This is a genomic window from Polaribacter sp. SA4-12 (assembly GCF_002163675.1).
Taxonomy (GTDB): domain Bacteria; phylum Bacteroidota; class Bacteroidia; order Flavobacteriales; family Flavobacteriaceae; genus Polaribacter.
The window spans coordinates 3420875-3439752 of the sequence record NZ_CP019334.1; the positions used below are offsets into that span (position 1 = coordinate 3420875).

Sequence of the window (18878 nt, forward strand, 5' to 3'; positions counted from 1 at the left end):
ATGAATTTATCCGAAGTTAAATCTGCAGAAATTAAAAATCTAGACATACTTGCAAAACAAGTAGTAGAAGGTTTTATTACAGGGATTCATAAAAGTCCGTTTCATGGTTTTTCTGTAGAATTTTCTGAGCATAAATTATATAACAAAGGAGAAAGTACTCGCCATATAGATTGGAAATTATTTGCAAAGACAGAGAAGTTATATACTAAGAAATATGAGGAGGAGACTAATTTACGCTGTCATATTATAATAGATAACTCTGCATCTATGCATTATCCTGTTGTAAAGAAGCAAACAATAGATAATTTGAATAAAGTTGGTTTTTCTGCAATTGCAGCTGCTTCTTTAATGGAAATTTTAAAACGACAAAGAGATGCTGTAGGTTTAAGTATTTATTCTGATACTTATGAATATTATGCTCCTGAAAAAGGAAGTGATCGTCATAGAAACATGTTATTACATCAGTTAGAGCAATTGTTAGTTTCGGAATCTAAGGCATCCACAGAAACGTATAAATATTTGCATGAAATTGCAGAAAAAATACATAGACGCTCTTTAATTTTTGTTTTTACTGATATGTTTCAGCCAAATAAAGAAAATGATGCTCTTTTTGAAGCTTTAAAACATCTTAAATTTAATAAACATGAGGTGGTTTTGTTCCATACGTATGATGGAGAAACAGAATTTAACTTCAATTTTGACAATTCTCCAAAAAAGTTTGTTGACGTTGAAACTGGGGAAGAAGTAAATGTTTACGCAGAAAATGTTCAAGAAAAGTATAAAGAATTGGTTGGTGATTATTTTAAAGATTTGAAAAATAAATGTTTACAATATAAAATCGATTATATTCCTGTAGATATTCATAAAGGATATAATGAGGTTTTGACTTCTTATTTAATTAGTAGAAAAAAAAATAAATAATTTTTTTATTTTATGTTTGCATATGTAAAAATACATTGTATATTTGCAACCGCTTAAAGCAACGGTCTGGTAGTTCAGTTGGTTAGAATACCTGCCTGTCACGCAGGGGGTCGCGGGTTCGAGTCCCGTCCAGACCGCGAAAATCACTTCATTTATGAAGTGATTTTTTCGTTATAAGACTTTTGTTTAAGTAGTGTTTAATAAAAATTGTGGATTAACATCAAGATTTTCTGGTGTTTAGGTTTGGCGTTAAAAGTTTTACAATCTAAATAGAAAAAAATCTATGTTTGTATTAAAATCTATGTTATATTTGCAACCGCTTAAAGCAACGGTCTGGTAGTTCAGTTGGTTAGAATACCTGCCTGTCACGCAGGGGGTCGCGGGTTCGAGTCCCGTCCAGACCGCGAAAATCACTTCATTTATGAAGTGATTTTTTCGTTATAAGACTTTTGCTTTATCTTATATAAGAATATTGGATTTAGTCTAGAAGTTATTTTGCTTTAACACTTGTTTTACTGTGGTTAAGGGATATTTGCTAAAAGTAAAATTCTATACTCCGTTTATCTATAAGATGATTCCATTTATCGGGAAATTATATCCACCAATCGAAAACTAAAATTTTAAGTCCAATTCCAATCTATATTTGCAGTCTAGTTATGTTAATAGTTCATAACTATGGGTTAATTAAAGTTAGCAATCGTAAGTTGGGGGATTTATAGATTGAATCAAAAAAAGCTGATATTTTATATCGGCTTTTTTTTATGCTTAAATTTTAAAGAGCAAAAGAATAAATTATTTTTTTGCTCTTTAAGTTCTTGAAAGTTGCTTTATTTTTTTTGTAGTTGTTATTAAAATTTAATGAACGATAATTTTTTTCTCATAATTTTATTTAAGTTTTTAGCAACTATTATATATATTCCATTTTTTGTGTTTCATTGGGTGTTTTCGTAAAAAAAACGAACATTAGATGAAGAGAAGTTTAAACCTTCTTCTGTTTCAGAAACTATTTTTAGTTCTCCTTTTTCATCCATTTTGTATTCTTAAAAAGAAATATTGTAAACAGCTGTGTCTTTACCAATGTTTACAAGTGTTAATTTTTTAATTTTAACTTTGCCGTCAAAAACGACACGCTTAGGGTAAAATACTAGATTTCCTTGTGCTGTTATGGGGTTTATAGTTGTAATTAAAAAAACAATAACCAATATGCATCTAAACACTTGTGTATAGAATGAAAATTTTTTTTTCTCTGAATTCATCATAATAGTAGGATATTAAATTAGAAAAAAATAAAAAAAACTAAATACCTAGTTGAATAAGATATTTAGTTTTTTGATTACTTATTTAGTTGTAGGCAACAGTAACATTAAAAGTACCAGTATTATCACCTGCCAATTGATCTGATGCAACAGTTAATGTAGCACCTACCAAAATTGTATTACTTCCAGAAGTAATAGTAGAAGTTGCGTTTGGACTACTTACAAAGTTATTAACAACATATCAGTTGCATCTGCTAATGACAATTTAGCAACATCATTAAGTGGTAATGTAATAGCGTAGGAATAGCCTTCTTCACCAGATACTGTAAAATTTGCTGCTTGAATTGGACCTAACTGCGTTCCGGATTTCATTGCATCAGTAATAGTTCTGACACTATTAGTTGTTACTGTCACGCTTCAAGCACCTTTAATAATATCATCAAATATTAAATCTTGACCTGCTGTAATACTGATAGGTGCAATAATCGTACACGATGAGTTATTCGATGCTGTAGCTGTAGTCTTTGCTATTAAATTGTTTGAAAGCCCTGTTATCATGCCGATGACGAATAAGTAAAGGATTATTTTTCTTATAAGATGTAAAAATTATTAGTCAAAATTAAACTTGCTAAAAATATATTTATGAATTTTAGATAAATTCAAGATCATTTTTTTCCTAGTGTACATCTAAATTAATTAATAATAGAGAAGGAGTAAGGTGAATCTGAAATCTTATGATTTACAAAGTGTTCGTTTAATTATTGATTATGCAGAGATAGAAAGATAATTGAAATTTTGATTAGTGAATTTCAATTTGTCGCGTCGGTATTGTAAGTATCAAAAAAAAACCGTAACAAATTAATGTTACGGTTTTTGTACTGAAGGCGGGACTTGAACCCGCACGGCCATTACTGACCACTGGATTTTAAGTCCAGCGTGTCTACCAATTCCACCACTTCAGCATGGTATTTTTATTGAATAGAGCGAAAGACGAGATTTGAACTCGCGACCCCCACCTTGGCAAGGTGATGCTCTACCCCTGAGCTACTTTCGCAGTCGTTATTTTCTAATTTGAACTTTGTAATAACTCACTTATTTATTAAGTGGCTGCAAATATAGTAAGTTAAAAGCATTCCTAATAGTAATATCTATAAATTTTTTAAAAGGATAGTTTAATTTATAATTCAAGCTTATTGTTTGGTAGCGGATTTCAATTTGTTGTACTTGTCTTTTTATACATAAAAAAAACCGTAACAAATAAATGTTACGGTTTTCGTACTGAAGGCGGGACTTGAACCCGCACGGCCATTACTGACCACTGGATTTTAAGTCCAGCGTGTCTACCAATTCCACCACTTCAGCATGGTATTTTTGTTGAATAGAGCGAAAGACGAGATTTGAACTCGCGACCCCCACCTTGGCAAGGTGATGCTCTACCCCTGAGCTACTTTCGCAGTCGTTATTTTCTAATTTGAACTTTGTAATAATCCCCTTATTTCCTAAGTGGGGTGCAAATATAGTAAGTTTTATACATCTGGCAAATATTTTTTAATTTTTTTTCAAATTAATTAATTTTAGTAAAAAGAGGGCTCTTTTTTATAAGTCAAAATCAGTTATATTTATATCTAATTTAACGAATTAGCTTTATTTATATAGTATATATAAATAATTGAAATATCATTGTAAAGTCTAAAATTATCTGTTCTTTTGTTATTCATTTTTAAGTATGTTTCAAAAAAATAATTTTCTTTTTTTAGTATTTGTGTTTTTATATTTAGGGATAGTAGCATAAGAAAATCAGTTTACGAATATTAAAAAGATTACTATTTCTGATAGTTTAGTTCATAATGGTGTTGCCTCTGTTCTTAAAGATAGCAATGGTTTTCTATAGGTTGGTACTTATGAAGGGATTAATAACTATGAAGGTTAAAAACTAACTACTTTTAAAAATAATATAGATATTATTACTGTGGATGAAGATTATATAAGAACTATTAGTTATCATAATAGCGGAAAAAAAGTACGATTAAACGCCTTGCTAAATGTTAGTAAAAAAGTAAATAGCTTAGGAATTAGATTTAGTCTTAAAAATAAGTTTTCTTATAATGCAGCAAATTCAGTGATAAATTTTGAGTTGAATAATGTTGTTTCAAAAGATTATTTAGTAAGTTTTATGGTTCAAAATAATAGAAAAAGAAGAGTGGATTTAAAAGCAGGTGCAACCTATAAAATAAATAACACTAGTTTCTCTATAGAGAATAATCAAGATAGGCAATTTACGAACCAAAAGTATTTTGGGATGATAGATTTTGATGTTTCTAAAAGATTAAATATTAATACACAGTTTTATTATATTATCTATATTGATAATGGTTTTTCTATTCAACAAGAAATACCAATTTGGAATGCAGCAATGTCATATTCCTTATCAAAAAACAACAATATTATAAAGTTAGTTTTAATAGACTTGCTAGATAAAAATATTGATGTTTATAGAAGAAGTACCTTAAACTATTTCGAAGAAACCAATCTTCAGAGTTTAGGGCGTTATGTCGTGTTAAGTTATACTTATAAATTAAATTCGGGTAATAAAAGAAGTAAAAAGACTAAAAGGGATAAAAAGAAATAATAATTAAGTTTATTTCTTTAAGTAGTAATTAATTTACTCATAAATACATTTATAAAAACAAACGTTTCTCTTTTATTATTCAAATTTACATTATCTAAGAGTAAATTATTAACAATAATAAAGGGTTCGTAAAATTGTTTTAACAATTCTATTTTTAAGTCTATTTCTATTTACTAGCTCTATTAAATTAGAATAAGAAATAAAAAAAAACATGATTTTTTGTATTTTGAAATTCAAGAAGGTAGAAGTGTAAAAGGCTTTAAGCAAGCAACTTGTTTTGGAAAATGGAAAGCAGTTAGAATGAGTGACAATTATCACACAGAATTGTATGATTTATCTTTAGATTTATACGAGTAAAATGATGTTTCAAAAAAGCATCCAGAATTGGTAAAGAAAGCCAATAAAATTTCAAAAATAGAGAGCGTGAAAAATCTACATTTTCCTTTTTCAGGAGGTGTTTTTAAAAAATAATTATGAAATCAATAAAATTTATTACTCTTAGTTTTTCTGTAGCTTTTACATTTTTATCATGTAAACAAACATCAGAAAAAGTTGCTCAAGGAACAGTTAAAAATCAACGCCCGAATATTATTTGGATTATGGCAGAAGACATGAGTACAGATCTAGAGACGTATGGAATGCCAAATGTAAAAACTCCGAATTTAAATAAAATGGCTTCAGAAGGTATTCGTTTTGATAATGCTTTTGTAACCAATCCTATTTGTTCTCCTAGTAGATCTGCAATGATGGTGGGGACACATCAAGTTATAACAAACTCACACAACCACAGAAGTAATAGAAACACTCCTTTAGATTCTCAATTTAAACCATTTACAAAATTGTTAAGAGACGCTGGTTATACTACCATTTTAGGAAACCATTCAGTAATGAAAAAAGGTAGAAAAATTGATGTAAACTTTAAGCACAAACCTATTGGTAATTGGAATGGTAAAACAGAATTTGGCTTATTTGACAAGTTTGATACTTTTGAAAAAGAAGACCAACCATTTTTTGCGCAAATTCAATTAGCGGTTACTCATAGAGGTGATTGGTGGAATGAAGTTAGAGAAAAATCGAAACACCCCGTAGATCCTAAAACGTTGACTTTACCTCCTTATATGGCAGATCATCCTGCAGTACGTTTAGATTGGGCTAAATATTTAGACCAAATTGAATACATGGATAACGAAGTTGGAATGATTTTTAAAGAATTAGAAGACAAAAGTATGGCAGATAATACCATTGTTATTTTTATTGGTGATAATGGGCGTTGTAATATTCGAGGAAAAGGATATTTACAAGATTCAGGATTAAGAATTCCGTTTATAATGTATTATCCAAAACAATTTAAAGGAAATCAAGTGCGAAAAGAGGTTGTAAGTGCTACAGATATTACTGCTTCTATTATTGATTTTGCAGGACTTGAGGTTCCTAGTTATATGACAGGAAAATCAATTTTTAATAAAAATTTCGATAGAAAATTTGCGTATGGAGCAAGAGATTTATGGGATGAAATTGAAGAAAAATCGAGAGCTGTAACTTCAGGCGAATGGTCTTATATTAGAAATGATAAACCAGAAGTTCCTTATGACGCACACCAAGCATATTTAGAATTTTACAGACCTGCTGTACATATTATGAGAAAAATGTACAAAGAAGGGAAATTAAATGAAGCTCAAAAACCATTTTTCGAACCTAGAAAACCAAAGGAAGAGTTGTACAACTTAAAAGAAGATCCACATCAACTTCATAATTTAGCTTCTAATTCTGATTACAAAGATGTTTTAGAAAAGTTACGTGCTAAAACTTTACTTTTTGATAAAGAAATGACTCCTGTGAGTACTGTTTATAATCCAAAACCTGTACCCGGACAACCTTTTATGAAATGGTTTGTAAAAGAATACCCTAAAGCTTATATACAAATGAAAGAAGGAGTAGAAGTAGGAAGTAAAAAGTATAGTGGCATTTATAAAAAGCATTTGAAAACCAAAAAAAATAAATAACCCCAAACCAATGAAAATCAGTTTTAAAAATTTATTGAAGTACTCGTTTTTACTCTTTATAGCTGTTAATTTGGTTTCTTGTAAAGAAGCTAATTACGAAGCAAAAGAAAATTTTAATAAAGATTGGAAATTTACAAAATTAAAAGAAACCACAACCTCAGATGATACTTTTAGTAAAACAGATTTTGAGGCATCTTCTTGGGAATCTGTAAGTTTACCACATACAACTAATATAGAACCTCAGGTAGTTAATAATCAATGGCAAGGTGTTGCTTGGTACAGAAAAAGTTTTGATGTTCCTGTAGATCCATCAACAAAAAAAATATTTTTGGAATTAGAAGCAGCAATGAACTTTTCTAAAATTTGGATAAACGGGATTTTGGTTTCAGAACATCATGGAGGTTATTTACCAGTGAAAGTTGATATTTCAAAATATGTAAATAAAGGAGATAATGTAGTTGCTATTCGATTAGATAATACGGATAATAAAATTACAGGACCAAAACCATTAAAGAGATTAGACTTTAATATGTATGGAGGTTTGTATAGAAATACGTGGTTGCATATTTCTGATAAAGTATATATTTCTGATGCTGTTTTAGCTAAGAAAGTAGCTGGAGGAGGAGTTTTTATTACGTATCCAAAAGTTTCTGAAGCTGTTTCTGAAGTAGCCGTTAAAACACATGTTATTAATGAAGAAAAAGTTGAAAAGGAGATTAAAGTTGTTCAAAGTATTTTTTATGATGGAAAACTTGTAAAAGAAAAATCATCAACCAAAAAAGTAAACGCAGAGAGTGATCTTGAAATTAAAGAATTATTTACTTTAAATGAAGCAAAATTATGGTCGCCAAAAAATCCTAATTTATATCATTTAGAAACGAAAGTTTTTATTGGAGAAAAAGAAGTTGACAAAAAAACTACAAAATTTGGAATTAGAGAATTTACTTTTGATAAAGAGAATCAATTATATATCAATGGTAAAAAAACATTTTTACGAGGCGTAAATCGTCATCAAGATTATCCTTTTGTTGGTTATGCTTTGTCTGATAATGCACAATATAGAGATGCTAAAAAGATAAAAGAAGGTGGTTTTAATTATATGAGATTATCACATTATCCGCAATCTCCAGCATTTTTAGATGCTTGTGATGAGTTAGGTTTGGTTGTTGTTGATGCAATTATGGGATGGCAATTTTATAATGATACAGATGCTTTTAGAGAATATTGTTACAGATCTGCATCAGAATTAATTAGAAGAGATAGAAATAGACCTTCTGTTTTGGCATGGGAAGTTTCTCTAAATGAAACACAAATGCCAATTTATTTTATGGAAAAGTTAAATGCAATTGTGCATGACGAATATCCAGGAGAGAACGTATATTCTTGTGGTTGGATGGATGATGTGTATGATATTTATTTACAAGCACGTCAACATAGAATTTTACATCCACATGAATTAAAAGACAAGCCTTATTCTGTTTCAGAATATGGAGATTGGGAATATCATTCTAAAAATGGAGGTTTAAATCAAGATAATTTACCAAATGATTTACGTGCAGAATTAAGTAGCCGTCAAGCAAGATCTAATGGTGAAAAACGATTGTTAAATCAGGCTTATAATTTACAAGAATCACATAATGATAATTTAAATACAGTTGCTTTCTCAGACAGTTATTGGGTAATGTATGATTATAACAGAGGTTATCATCCAGATATTGAGCATTCTGGAATGATGGGTCTTTTTAGATTGCCAAAATTTGGATATTATTTTTATCAAAGTCAGAAAGATGTTAGTGAAGGAAACGTGTTAGAAATTGCAAGTTTTTGGAATAAAAAATCACCTCTAGATGTAAAAGTATTTTCTAATGCTGATGAAGTTAAATTGTTTTTGAATGATAAATTAATTGCTTCACAGAAACCAGATCAAGATAAAAATACCAATAAATTAGAGCATCCACCATTTACATTTAAAATTCCTTCTTTTGAAGCAGGAACTTTAAAAGCGTTGAGTTTTATCAACGGAAAACAAATTTCTGAAGCTATTGTTAAAACAGCTAAAAAACCAACCAAATTAAAAATTTGGATAGATGAAAGTGGTAAGAAACCAAAATCAGGAGTTAACGATGTTGTGTTTTGTTATATAGCTGCTGTTGATGAAAACGGAACAGTAAATACAGATTATTCAGAAGAAATAAATATTACTTTAAAAGGTGATATAGAAATTATGAACCCAGATGCTATAAAGGCAGAAGCAGGAATTGCAACTGCATTAATTAGAGTAGGTGAGTCTTTAAATGGAAGTGTTTCTGCAAAATCGAAAGACTTAAAGTCAGACAAGTTTTCTTTTTAAAAGTAAGCGTTTTAAGTAAATAAAAAAGCATCCTAAAAATAGGATGCTTTTTTATTTATAAGTTTAAGTAAATTTACTTTTTTACTTATGAGTGAGATACTAAAAATGGCTGCGCCTTTATTTAGCTTCTGCGTAACGTCTTTCAATTTCGTTCCAGTTAATTACATTAAAGAAAGCATCAATATAATCTGGTCTTCTGTTTTGGTAGTTTAAGTAGTAAGCGTGTTCCCAAACGTCTAATCCTAAGATTGGAGTTCCTCCACAAGTTACACCTGGCATTAATGGATTGTCTTGGTTTGGTGTAGAACAAACTTCTACTTTACCTCCTGGTAAAACACATAACCATGCCCAACCTGAACCAAACTGAGTTGCTGCAGCTTTAGAAAAAGCTTCAATAAAAGCATCTTTAGAACCAAAAGCAGCTTCAATAGCATCTTTTAATTCTCCAGATAAATAACCTCTATCATTTGGGTTCATAACTGTCCAGAATAATGAATGATTATAAAAACCACCACCATTATTTCTTACTGCACCATTACTCATGTCTAAATTAGCAAGAATATCTTCAATAGATTTTCCTTCTAAATCAGTACCAGCAATTGCACCGTTTAATTTTGTTGTATATCCATTATGATGTTTACTATGGTGAATTTCCATAGTTCTAGCATCGATATTTGGTTCTAACGCATCATAAGCGTATCCTAATTCTGGTAATTGAAAAGCCATTTTTTATGTTTTTAAAAGTTAGTATTGTTTTTACAACTGTAAAATTAACCATAAATGGACGGATTTACAAGAAGTTTACTTATTGATAATTTATTGCAGTATAAGAAAGATTTATTCTCCGTATTTAAGCATAAATTCTTCCAATTCTTCAACCATATTTATACTACCACAAATAAATGGGACTCTTTGGTGTAATTCTGTTGGTTCTACATCCATAGTTCTTGTATACCCATCAGAAGATTTACCATTTGCTTGTTCTGCAATAAAAGCCATCGGATTACATTCATACAATAAACGTAATTTTCCATTCGGGTTTCTAGATCCTTTTGGGTACATATAAATACCACCTTTAATCATGTTTCTATGAAAATCAGAAACTAAAGAACCAATATATCTACTTGTATAAGGTCTGTCTCCTTCTTCTTCCTGACAATATTTAATATATTTTTTTACACCTAAAGGGAAATCCATATAATTTCCTTCATTTACAGAATACATAGTTCCATCTTCTGGAAATTCCATATTTGGGTGTGATAGATAAAAAGAACCAATTGCAGGGTTTAATGTAAAACCATTTACACCATCACCAGTTGTATACACCAACATTGTTGAAGTACCATAAACTACATAACCAGCAGCAACTTGTTCACTTCCTTTTTGTAAAAAATCTTCTAATTGTACAGGTGTTCCAACAGGAGTTATTCTTCTATAAATAGAGAAAATAGTTCCTACAGAAACATTAACATCAATGTTAGATGAACCATCTAAAGGATCAATTAAAACAATATATTTATTTTGATGATTTTCATCAATACTATTAATGCTAATAAAACTATCTTCTTCTTCACTTGCAATACCACAAACAATATTTCTACGAGTTAAAGTCTGTATAAACTTATCATTCGCATAAACATCTAGTTTTTGTTGATCTTCACCTTGAATGTTTGTGTCTCCAGCAGCACCAATAATATCTACCAAACCTGCTTTGTTAACTTCATGATTTACCACTTTTGCAGCTAATCGAATAGAGTTTAAAAGACTAGAAAGTTCTCCAGAGCTATATTTAAAAGCATGCTGGTTTTCTATAATAAATTCACCTAAAGTTTGTTTTTGTACACTCATTCTATTTTATTATTGATGATTTTTACAAATATCAAATTTTTTTTAACGTACTACAACGTTTTAGTTCTTTATTTTTTCTTCCAAAATTTAAACAAATCAAAAATAATTGTGTAAAATATTTAATTATTTTTGGAGGATAGCAAAAAAACTATCTTTGACTAAAATTTAAGTAATATGGACTTTAAAGTAAGACTTGGCGAAGAGAAAGATATGCAATCTGTGTTTAATTTAATCACAGAATTAGCAGTTTTCGAAAAAGAACCTGAAGCTGTAGAAATTACAGTTGATGATTTAGTGAGAAACGGTTTTTCTGAAAATCCTAAGTTTAAGGTTTATGTTGCCGAACAAGAAAATACAATTATAGGTATTGCTTTGTTTTATGAACGTTTTTCTACATGGAAAGGAAGAACAATTCATTTAGAAGATTTAATTGTAACAAAAAGCAAACAAAAAATAGGTGCAGGAAAAGCTTTGTATACAGCTGTTTTAAAATACGCACTCGATAATAATTACAATAGAGTTGCTTGGGAAGTAATTGATTGGAATACCAATGCAGTAGATTTTTATAAAAGTACAGGAGCCACTTATTTAAATGACTGGTCTGTTGTACAAATGAACAAAGAAAATTTAGTAAAATTTATTCAAAATAGTTAAAATGAAGATTTTTAAATTTGGAGGAGCATCCGTTAAAGATGCAGAAAGTATAAAGAATGTAACTCGAATTTTACAGAGTGAAGGAACAGAAGATACAGTAGTTGTAATTTCTGCAATGGGGAAAATTACAAATGCTTTTGAAGAAGTTATAGATGCGTATTATAATAAGACAGATAAATTATCAGATAACTTGGGTATTATTGAAGATTATCATAAAACGATAATAAATGATTTGTTTGATAAAGAGGATACTATTTACAAAGAAATTGATATTCTTTTAGGTGAACTAAGCTGGTTTTTAGCAAGAAATACATCCCAAAGATATAATTATGTTTATGATCAAATTATTTGTTTTGGTGAGCTTTTATCAACTAAAATTGTAAGTGCTTATTTAACAAAAATAGGAATTGAAAATAACTGGTTTGATGTTAGAAATTACATAAAAACAGATAGTAATTATAGAGATGCTAAAGTTGATTGGGATTTAACTCAGAAGATAATTAGTAATAAATTAGATGCTTCTAAACTAAACATTACTCAAGGTTTTATTGCAGCAAATGATACAGAGAATACAACTACGTTAGGTAGAGAAGGGTCTGATTATACCGCAGGAATTTTTGCGTATTGTTTAGATGCAGAAAACGTTACTATTTGGAAAGATGTACCAGGTGTTTTAAATGCAGATCCAAGAGTGTTTACAGATACTACTTTGTTAGAGCAAATTTCTTATGAAGAAGCTATAGAGATGGCATTTTATGGAGCATCTGTAATTCATCCAAAAACGTTACAACCCTTAGAAAGAAAAGATATTCCATTATTAGTACGTTCTTTTGTAAACCCTAAAGAAGCAGGTACAAGGGTTTCTAAAGGAACAAGATTAGTGCCTTTTATTCCTTGTTTTATTGTAAAGAAAGATCAAGTTTTAGTTTCTATTTCTGCGCTAGACTTCTCTTTTATGGTAGAAAACAATATCAGTTATATTTTTCAAAAACTACACGATTATCAGTTAAAAGTAAACTTAATTCAGAATTCTGCAATTAGTTTTTCTGTTTGTATTGATAATAAGTTTAATAAGTTTGATGCTTTTTACGACGAGTTAAAAAAGCAGTTTAAAATAGATGTTCAGAAAGAGGTAGACTTGTATACAGTTCGTCATTTTGATGATAAAGCAGTTTTAAGTATTGAAGCAAAAGGAGAATCATTACTAACGCAAGTAAATAAAGAGACTATTCAGATCGTTTTGTCAACAAATTAATATTTCGATATTTGTTTTTTTAGTATGTTTGCAGTTCGCTTTAATTATAACGAATGGCATTAGTAACATCTAAAGAAATTGCAAAAGCAATTGGTTTACATAAGCTTGGTTTTTTTGGAACTTTTATAGGATGGATTTTGTTAAGAATTCTGCGTATTTCCGCAGTTAATAAAATCTACGATAACAATAAAAATAAGTCTGATTTAGATTTTCTAAACGGTGTTTTAGACGATTGTAAGATTAAGTTTGAAATTCCAGAAGAAGATTTTAAAAGAATTCCAAAAGAAGGTCCTTTTATTACGGTTTCTAATCATCCTTTAGGAGGTATCGATGGTGTTTTGTTATTAAAACTACTCGTCGAAAAAAGAGCAGATTATAAAATTATAGCCAACTTCTTATTACACAGGGTAGACCCTTTAAAGCCTTATGTAATGCCCGTGAATCCTTTTGAGGATAGAAAGGATGCAAAATCTAGTCTTGCAGGAATAAAAAATGCATTATTACATTTAAGAGAAGGGAAGCCTTTAGGTATTTTTCCCGCAGGAGAAGTTTCTACTTTTAAAGATGGTAAATTAAATGTAGATAAACCTTGGGAAGAAGGAGCAATTAAGTTGATAAAAAAAGCGAATGTTCCTGTAATTCCTATTTATTTTCACGCCAAAAACAGTCCTCTTTTTTACTTTTTAGCAAAAATTTCGGATACCTTAAGAACTGCAAAATTACCTTCGGAGTTAATGTCTCAAAGAGGTAAAGTTATAAAAGTAAGAATTGGAAAACCGATTTCTGTAAAAGATCAAAATGAGTATAAAGATATTCCTTCTTTTTATGAGTTTATCAGAAAGAAAACTTACATGTTGGCAAATCCTTTTGAGAAGGCGCATAAATTAATTTCTACTCAAAATATAAAGATACCTAAAAAAGCTGCAAAAAAAATAACAGCTCAACGAAGTACAGAATTATTTGTTAAAGAAGTAAATACTTTAAGAGAAGCTGAAGGACGTTTATTAGAGAGTAAAAATTACGAAGTATTTTTTGCAAATGCAAAAGATATTCCTAATTTATTACATGAAATTGGTAGGCTTCGTGAAATTACTTTTAGAGATGTTGGTGAAGGAACCAATAAAGAAATAGATTTAGATAAATTCGATAAATATTATCACCATTTATTATTGTGGGATAGACAAGCAAACCGATTAGCGGGTGCTTACAGAATGGGACTTGGTAAAGAAATTTATAAAAAATTGGGTATTAATGGATTCTATATACATACGCTGTTTAGAATAGAACCAGAATTACATCAAATGATGAGTAATACCATAGAAATGGGTAGAGCTTTTATTATTGGTGAATACCAGCAAAAACCAATGCCTTTATTTTTATTATGGAAAGGAATTGTACATGTTACATTGCGTTATCCAGAATATAAATATTTAATGGGTGGTGTTTCTATTAGTAATAAGTTTTCAGATTTCTCAAAATCTTTGATGATTGAGTTTATGAAATCTCATTATTACGATCCATATATTGCGCAATATATTCATCCGAAGAAAGAATACAAGGTAAAATTAAAAGACGGCGATAAAGATTTTGTGTTTGATGCAACGAAAGCAGACATGCAAAAGTTCGATAAAATTATTGATGAAATTGAACCAGGAGCATTAAGAATTCCTGTTTTAATTAAAAAGTACGTAAAACAAAATGCACGTTTAGTGGCTTTTAACGTTGATCCTAAATTTAATAATGCTGTAGATGGTTTAATGTATATTAAAGTTGCGGATATACCAGATAGTACTGTAAAACCTGTGATGGAAGAATTTCAAGCAGAGTTAGAGCGAAAGGCTACAGAGTTGCAGAATAAGTAATTTTTTTGAATGATTTGCTAACGTTAACACGAATATGCAACGTTTTTAATGTTTTATACTCGTGAATATTGAAGTTATCAGATAACTATATTTTGCATACAACAGCAGGTATATCAGTTTTTAAATTTGATATAGTTTTCGCTTTTAAAAGAGTATGAAAATAGGTCTGTAAATTCTGTTACCCCTATTTATCATTACGTTTATATCTGCTTTAATTACTATTCGTTCTTTGTATATTCTAATGTTCTTTCCCCATTTCTATAGCTCTATTAAAAGCAGCAAAAGCGGCGTCCTTAATTAATTCGTTTACATTGTTATCTTCCATAGAATCTAACGCAGCACGTGTAGTACCACCTTTAGAAGCTACCTTTTCCATCCAAGAATTTGGAGATAAGTTAGATTGATTAAATAACTCTATGGCACCTGTAAATGTTTGACTCACTAAAACAGAAGAATCGTTTTTTGAAAAGCCCATTTTTAAGGCTGCTTCCATCATACTTTGCATAAAGTAAAATACATATGCTGGTCCACTTCCTGAAATTCCTGTGGATGCATCAATAAGTTTTTCACTGCTTACTTCCATGGATTTACCAGTTGTATCTAATAAACTTTCTACAGTTAATTTTTCTATTCTAGATACTTCTTCTGAAGTTACATAAGAAGTTAAACCTTTACCAATTTGTGCTGGTAGGTTTGGCATTGCTCTTACTATTTTTTTTAATCCAGAATATTTTTTGATATTTTCGATATTAACACCAGCCATAATTGATACGATAACTTGACCTGGTTTTGTGAAGGATTTTAATGCTTTAAATAGGTTTTCTGCATGATATGGTTTTACTGCAATAAAGATAATGTCTGCTTTTGGTACGCAGTCTTCTAATTCCTTAAAGGCGTCAAAGTGAGATATTTCGTTTAATTCTTCTAGCTTTTCTGCAGATTTGTCTAAAACCATGATGTTTTTTTTCTTTAATAATCTAGATTTTGACATTCCTTGGGCATATGTTAGTCCCATGTTTCCTGCGCCAATTACTAATATTTTCATTTTGTTTGTATTAAGTGTTACTACTTATTTTAATTCTTATTTTGTCTTTTTCTTCTGTAATAAACGTATAACCACCTAAATTAGAAGTTTCATTTGCGGCATATAAAAGCTATTTTAGGATGGCACTTTTTTCATTTTTACAATCTTCTAAATGTTCGTATAAAAATTTTTAAATTTTATTAATATTTAAGTATGACATCCTTGTAAAGGAGTCAAAAGTTTTAATGATCATTATATTTATTGATTTGATTTATCTAAAATGATAAATAATGATAAGCCGAAAAAAAGGTGTTAAACGGATTGGTTGTTTAATTTTAAAAAAAAAGAAGGTGTAAGTTTATAGATTGATTTCTAAAAACTTTTTACTAAAAATAGAATATTCTAAAATTATTCAGTTTTTGTATCCTTGCTTACAAGTACGCAAAGGTACAAAAATGATACGCCACTGTCAAATTATATAGGTTTAATAAGGAAAAGTGGTTGCTTAAGTGTTTCTAAATGTATCAGAAATTTTGAGGTTTGAGTTACTGAAATCTCGTTATTACAATCTGTATATTAGGTAACGAAATTGTTGTTTTAAGTTGTGCGTTCATCCGAAGAAAGAATACGAAGTATAATTATTTTAAGAGATCACATTGTAAATCTAGGGTTGAAATAATTTTATTTTTTATTTAGAAGGCTCTTTTGGTAGTGTTTTTAAGTTGTTGACATATCTAACTTCATTAAACGGTTTTTTGTGTTCTAAAACATCTAGTAATTCTATAGCCATATATTGACTCATAAATTGCTTAGATTCAGTTTTACTGTATCCTAATTCAATTAATCTTTTATAAGTTATATTAGTTTCTTTTGGATTATTCTCTCTGATTTGATTCTCAATAATTTCAAAGATTTGATTTTTTAAAGGCTCGTTAGTTTTCATTTTTTTTAGTTTTTATCTATAAATAAATAATGATAATAGGTTTCGGTATTTTTAATAATATAATTACCAAAACAAGTTTAATATACGTAGCGAAGTTATTGGTTTTAAGTTTAAAAACAAATCAATTATTTATAAAACATGACAAAAATGCAGACTTTTTCATTTGGTATAGTTTTCGCGTTTAATAGTTAAAATTGTTATTTTTGTGCAAGCAATAATTTAAAATAAAAGAGTATGAAAACATTTTTAAAAATTTTATTAACGGCTTTAGCAGTAATTGTTTTAGCTAATATTTTACCCGGAATTTCAGTAGCAGGTTATACTTCTGCAATTATTGTTGCAGTAGTTATTTCGTTATTGAATATGTTTGTGCGTCCACTTTTAATCTTTTTTACTTTGCCAGCAACCATAGTTACTTTAGGTTTATTCTTATTTGTAATTAATGCGTGTATAATTTTATTAGCAGATAAATTAGTAGATGGTTTTGCCGTTGAGGGATTCTTCTGGGCACTATTATTCAGTGTTTTACTGTCCATTTTTAGATCGGCATTATTTTCATTGCTAAAAGAAGACAGAAAAAGCATTAATTAGTAAACAACGAACCTGAAATAGAAGTGTTTAAGATTTGTGAAATCAATTAAAATGATTAATTTTGCAGTCGATTTTTTCAAGATAAAAGAACAAATAAATGAATATTACAAAAGAAAACATAGATGCGTTAAACGCAGTTGTAAAAGTTGATATCGTTGCTGATGATTATCAAGCAAAAGTAGCAGAGTTATTAACAGATTACCGTAAAAAGGCTGATGTTCCTGGTTTTAGAAAAGGGCACGTGCCAATGGGAATGATTAAAAAGCAGTATGGTAAATCTATAATGATAGATGAAGTTAACAAGCTTTTACAACAATCTTTAAATAAATTTTTAGCAGACGAAAAATTAGACATTTTAGGAAATCCTATTCCAAGAATGACTGAAGATTTTAATTGGGAAGCAGAAGTATTTTCTTTTGAATTCGAATTAGGTTTAGCACCAGTTTTCGATGTAGATTTAAAAGCTAAAGAAAAAGTAACTCAATATAACATTGTTGCAACAGAAGAATTACTTGACGAAGAAGTTAAAAATCTTCAAACTCGTTATGGTAAAATGGTTCCTTTAGAGGAAGCTACTGAGAAATCAAATGTAACTGGTACTTTTGTAAATGAAGAAAGCGAAATCAACAAAAAATCTACTTTTATTGTAAGCGACCTTAACGGGGAAGCAAACCAAAAGTTAGTTGTTGGAGCTAAAGTTGGTGATGTTATTGAATTAGATACTAAAGGATTATTTGAAGATGCTCATAGATTAGAGCACATTTTAGGTGTTTCTCATGAACAAACTCACGGTTTAGATGTAAAAGTTTCTTTCACTGTAGAAGAAGTTACTAAAACTGAATTAGCAGATTTAGATCAAGAATTATTTGATAAATTATTTTCTGACGGAAGTATTACGACTGTAGAATTATTAAAAGAAAAAATTAAAGAAGATGCTGAAAAGCAATTCTTACAACAAGGAGATCAACAATTATTAAATGCAATTACTGAGCATTTAGTTGAAAACACAAAATTTGATTTACCAGCAGCTTTCTTAAAGAAATGGTTAAAAACTGCAGGTGAAAAAGAATTATCTGAAGAAGAAGCTACTGCTGAATTTGACAAATCTGAAAAAGGTTTACGTTATCAATTAATCGAAGGAAAGATTATGAAAGATAATGATCTTAAATTAGATTATGCAGAATTGGTAGCATATGCTAAAGGATTTATCCGTACGCAAATGGCTCAATTTGGTAACATGAATCCAGAAGAAAAAGAATTGGATGATATTGCTGGTAGAATCTTACAGAACCAAGAAGAAGCTCAAAAATTACAATCTCAATTAATGAGTCAAAAATTATTGGCTTTTTACAAAGAGAATATGAGTTTTAAATCTAAAGAGCTTTCTTACGAAGACTTTATTAAAGAGGTATATAAATAATTGTCATTGCGAGGAACGAAGCAATCTGTATAATTAAATAGATATTGCCTTATTTTTCATAACGACAAGAAATAGAAAACCTGAATTGTTAGATTCAGGTTTTTTTAGCGACCAACTGAAAC

General features: G+C 29.4%; 16 protein-coding genes and 6 tRNA genes. 12 read left to right on the forward strand and 10 right to left on the reverse strand.

Going from position 1 to position 18878, the window contains the following annotated elements; translation table 11 throughout:
- The 3 genes from BTO07_RS14860 to BTO07_RS14870 all read left to right on the forward strand — a co-directional run bounded on the left by BTO07_RS14860 (window position 1) and on the right by BTO07_RS14870 (window position 1325).
- Entirely contained in the window at window positions 1-921 is a 921-nt protein-coding gene (locus tag BTO07_RS14860) for a DUF58 domain-containing protein (RefSeq protein ID WP_087521976.1), read from the forward strand.
- Window positions 922-984: 63 nt separating this feature from the next.
- Window positions 985-1058: transfer RNA gene (locus BTO07_RS14865), tRNA-Asp, on the forward strand.
- Between the two features lie 193 nt (window positions 1059-1251).
- Window positions 1252-1325, forward strand: a tRNA-Asp gene (locus tag BTO07_RS14870).
- 937 nt (window positions 1326-2262) lie between these two features.
- On the opposite strand, the gene BTO07_RS17700 is transcribed toward BTO07_RS14870, so the two are convergent.
- The 6 genes from BTO07_RS17700 to BTO07_RS14900 form a co-directional block, all read right to left on the reverse strand.
- Window positions 2263-2373 (reverse strand): DUF4402 domain-containing protein, encoded by a 111-nt coding sequence (locus BTO07_RS17700; protein ID WP_087521977.1) that lies wholly within the window; start codon window positions 2371-2373, stop codon window positions 2263-2265.
- Between the two features lie 23 nt (window positions 2374-2396).
- Window positions 2397-2591 carry a hypothetical protein gene (locus BTO07_RS14880; RefSeq protein WP_087521978.1) on the reverse strand — a complete coding sequence of 65 codons (195 nt, stop codon included), beginning with the start codon at window positions 2589-2591 and terminating at the stop codon, window positions 2397-2399.
- Between the two features lie 462 nt (window positions 2592-3053).
- Window positions 3054-3139, reverse strand: a tRNA-Leu gene (locus tag BTO07_RS14885).
- 20 nt (window positions 3140-3159) lie between these two features.
- Window positions 3160-3231: transfer RNA gene (locus BTO07_RS14890), tRNA-Gly, on the reverse strand.
- Window positions 3232-3453: 222 nt separating this feature from the next.
- Window positions 3454-3539, reverse strand: a tRNA-Leu gene (locus BTO07_RS14895).
- Window positions 3540-3559: 20 nt separating this feature from the next.
- Window positions 3560-3631 (reverse strand) — tRNA-Gly (locus BTO07_RS14900).
- Window positions 3632-4146: 515 nt separating this feature from the next.
- Between BTO07_RS14900 and BTO07_RS14905 the strand changes: the two genes are divergently transcribed.
- The 4 genes from BTO07_RS14905 (at window position 4147) to BTO07_RS14915 (ending at window position 9159) form a co-directional block, all read left to right on the forward strand.
- Window positions 4147-4806, forward strand: coding sequence for a hypothetical protein (locus tag BTO07_RS14905; protein ID WP_087521979.1), 660 nt, complete (start codon window positions 4147-4149; stop codon window positions 4804-4806).
- Between the two features lie 219 nt (window positions 4807-5025).
- The gene (locus BTO07_RS17350; RefSeq protein ID WP_157663358.1) at window positions 5026-5163 is read left to right on the forward strand and encodes a hypothetical protein; all 138 of its coding nucleotides are present in this window, start codon (window positions 5026-5028) and stop codon (window positions 5161-5163) included.
- A 116-nt stretch (window positions 5164-5279) separates the two neighbouring features.
- Complete coding sequence (locus tag BTO07_RS14910; RefSeq protein ID WP_087521980.1) at window positions 5280-6809, forward strand: sulfatase family protein; 1530 nt, start codon at window positions 5280-5282, stop codon at window positions 6807-6809.
- A 10-nt stretch (window positions 6810-6819) separates the two neighbouring features.
- A complete protein-coding gene (locus tag BTO07_RS14915; RefSeq protein WP_087521981.1) occupies window positions 6820-9159 on the forward strand; it encodes a glycoside hydrolase family 2 TIM barrel-domain containing protein in 2340 nt (779 codons plus the stop codon).
- A gap of 117 nt (window positions 9160-9276) precedes the next feature.
- Here the strand turns inward: BTO07_RS14915 and BTO07_RS14920 are convergent, their stop codons facing one another.
- On the reverse strand, window positions 9277-9885 hold the full coding sequence (locus BTO07_RS14920) for a superoxide dismutase (RefSeq protein ID WP_087521982.1): 609 nt from the start codon (window positions 9883-9885) through the stop codon (window positions 9277-9279).
- 111 nt (window positions 9886-9996) lie between these two features.
- A complete protein-coding gene (fbp, locus tag BTO07_RS14925) occupies window positions 9997-11007 on the reverse strand; it encodes a class 1 fructose-bisphosphatase (RefSeq protein WP_087521983.1) in 1011 nt (336 codons plus the stop codon).
- A gap of 174 nt (window positions 11008-11181) precedes the next feature.
- Here fbp and BTO07_RS14930 point away from each other — a divergent pair, with 174 nt between their 5' ends.
- Genes BTO07_RS14930 through BTO07_RS14940 form a run of 3 tightly spaced genes read left to right on the forward strand, consistent with a single transcriptional unit; the run spans window position 11182 to window position 14778 of the window.
- Window positions 11182-11661 (forward strand): GNAT family N-acetyltransferase, encoded by a 480-nt coding sequence (locus tag BTO07_RS14930; protein ID WP_087521984.1) that lies wholly within the window; start codon window positions 11182-11184, stop codon window positions 11659-11661.
- A gap of 1 nt (window position 11662) precedes the next feature.
- Window positions 11663-12916, forward strand: coding sequence for an aspartate kinase (locus BTO07_RS14935; protein ID WP_087521985.1), 1254 nt, complete (start codon window positions 11663-11665; stop codon window positions 12914-12916).
- Window positions 12917-12969: 53 nt separating this feature from the next.
- On the forward strand, window positions 12970-14778 hold the full coding sequence (locus BTO07_RS14940; RefSeq protein WP_087521986.1) for a GNAT family N-acyltransferase: 1809 nt from the start codon (window positions 12970-12972) through the stop codon (window positions 14776-14778).
- A 238-nt stretch (window positions 14779-15016) separates the two neighbouring features.
- Here BTO07_RS14940 and proC read toward each other — a convergent pair whose 3' ends face one another.
- Both proC and BTO07_RS14950 read right to left on the reverse strand, forming a co-directional pair.
- Entirely contained in the window at window positions 15017-15823 is an 807-nt protein-coding gene (gene proC / locus BTO07_RS14945; protein WP_087521987.1) for a pyrroline-5-carboxylate reductase, read from the reverse strand.
- A gap of 667 nt (window positions 15824-16490) precedes the next feature.
- A complete protein-coding gene (locus BTO07_RS14950) occupies window positions 16491-16745 on the reverse strand; it encodes a hypothetical protein (protein WP_087521988.1) in 255 nt (84 codons plus the stop codon).
- 234 nt (window positions 16746-16979) lie between these two features.
- On the opposite strand from BTO07_RS14950, the gene BTO07_RS14955 reads away from it, so the two are divergent.
- Window positions 16980-17336, forward strand: coding sequence for a phage holin family protein (locus tag BTO07_RS14955; RefSeq protein ID WP_087521989.1), 357 nt, complete (start codon window positions 16980-16982; stop codon window positions 17334-17336).
- Between the two features lie 97 nt (window positions 17337-17433).
- Complete coding sequence (tig, locus tag BTO07_RS14960; protein ID WP_087521990.1) at window positions 17434-18756, forward strand: trigger factor; 1323 nt, start codon at window positions 17434-17436, stop codon at window positions 18754-18756.
- Window positions 18757-18878: the final 122 nt, after the last annotated feature.

Bases quoted from the DNA above. Each gene is read 5' to 3' on its own strand.
- proC (WP_087521987.1), bottom strand. From the start codon at position 15,823: ATGAAAATATTAGTAATTGGCGCAGGAAACATGGGACTAACATATGCC.
- BTO07_RS14950 (WP_087521988.1), bottom strand. From the start codon at position 16,745: ATGAAAACTAACGAGCCTTTAAAAAATCAAATCTTTGAAATTATTGAG.
- BTO07_RS14910 (WP_087521980.1), top strand. From the start codon at position 5,280: ATGAAATCAATAAAATTTATTACTCTTAGTTTTTCTGTAGCTTTTACA.
- BTO07_RS14940 (WP_087521986.1), top strand. From the start codon at position 12,970: ATGGCATTAGTAACATCTAAAGAAATTGCAAAAGCAATTGGTTTACAT.
- BTO07_RS14955 (WP_087521989.1), top strand. From the start codon at position 16,980: ATGAAAACATTTTTAAAAATTTTATTAACGGCTTTAGCAGTAATTGTT.
- BTO07_RS14920 (WP_087521982.1), bottom strand. From the start codon at position 9,885: ATGGCTTTTCAATTACCAGAATTAGGATACGCTTATGATGCGTTAGAA.
- BTO07_RS14935 (WP_087521985.1), top strand. From the start codon at position 11,663: ATGAAGATTTTTAAATTTGGAGGAGCATCCGTTAAAGATGCAGAAAGT.
- BTO07_RS14915 (WP_087521981.1), top strand. From the start codon at position 6,820: ATGAAAATCAGTTTTAAAAATTTATTGAAGTACTCGTTTTTACTCTTT.
- fbp (WP_087521983.1), bottom strand. From the start codon at position 11,007: ATGAGTGTACAAAAACAAACTTTAGGTGAATTTATTATAGAAAACCAG.
- BTO07_RS14930 (WP_087521984.1), top strand. From the start codon at position 11,182: ATGGACTTTAAAGTAAGACTTGGCGAAGAGAAAGATATGCAATCTGTG.
- BTO07_RS14860 (WP_087521976.1), top strand. From the start codon at position 1: ATGAATTTATCCGAAGTTAAATCTGCAGAAATTAAAAATCTAGACATA.
- tig (WP_087521990.1), top strand. From the start codon at position 17,434: ATGAATATTACAAAAGAAAACATAGATGCGTTAAACGCAGTTGTAAAA.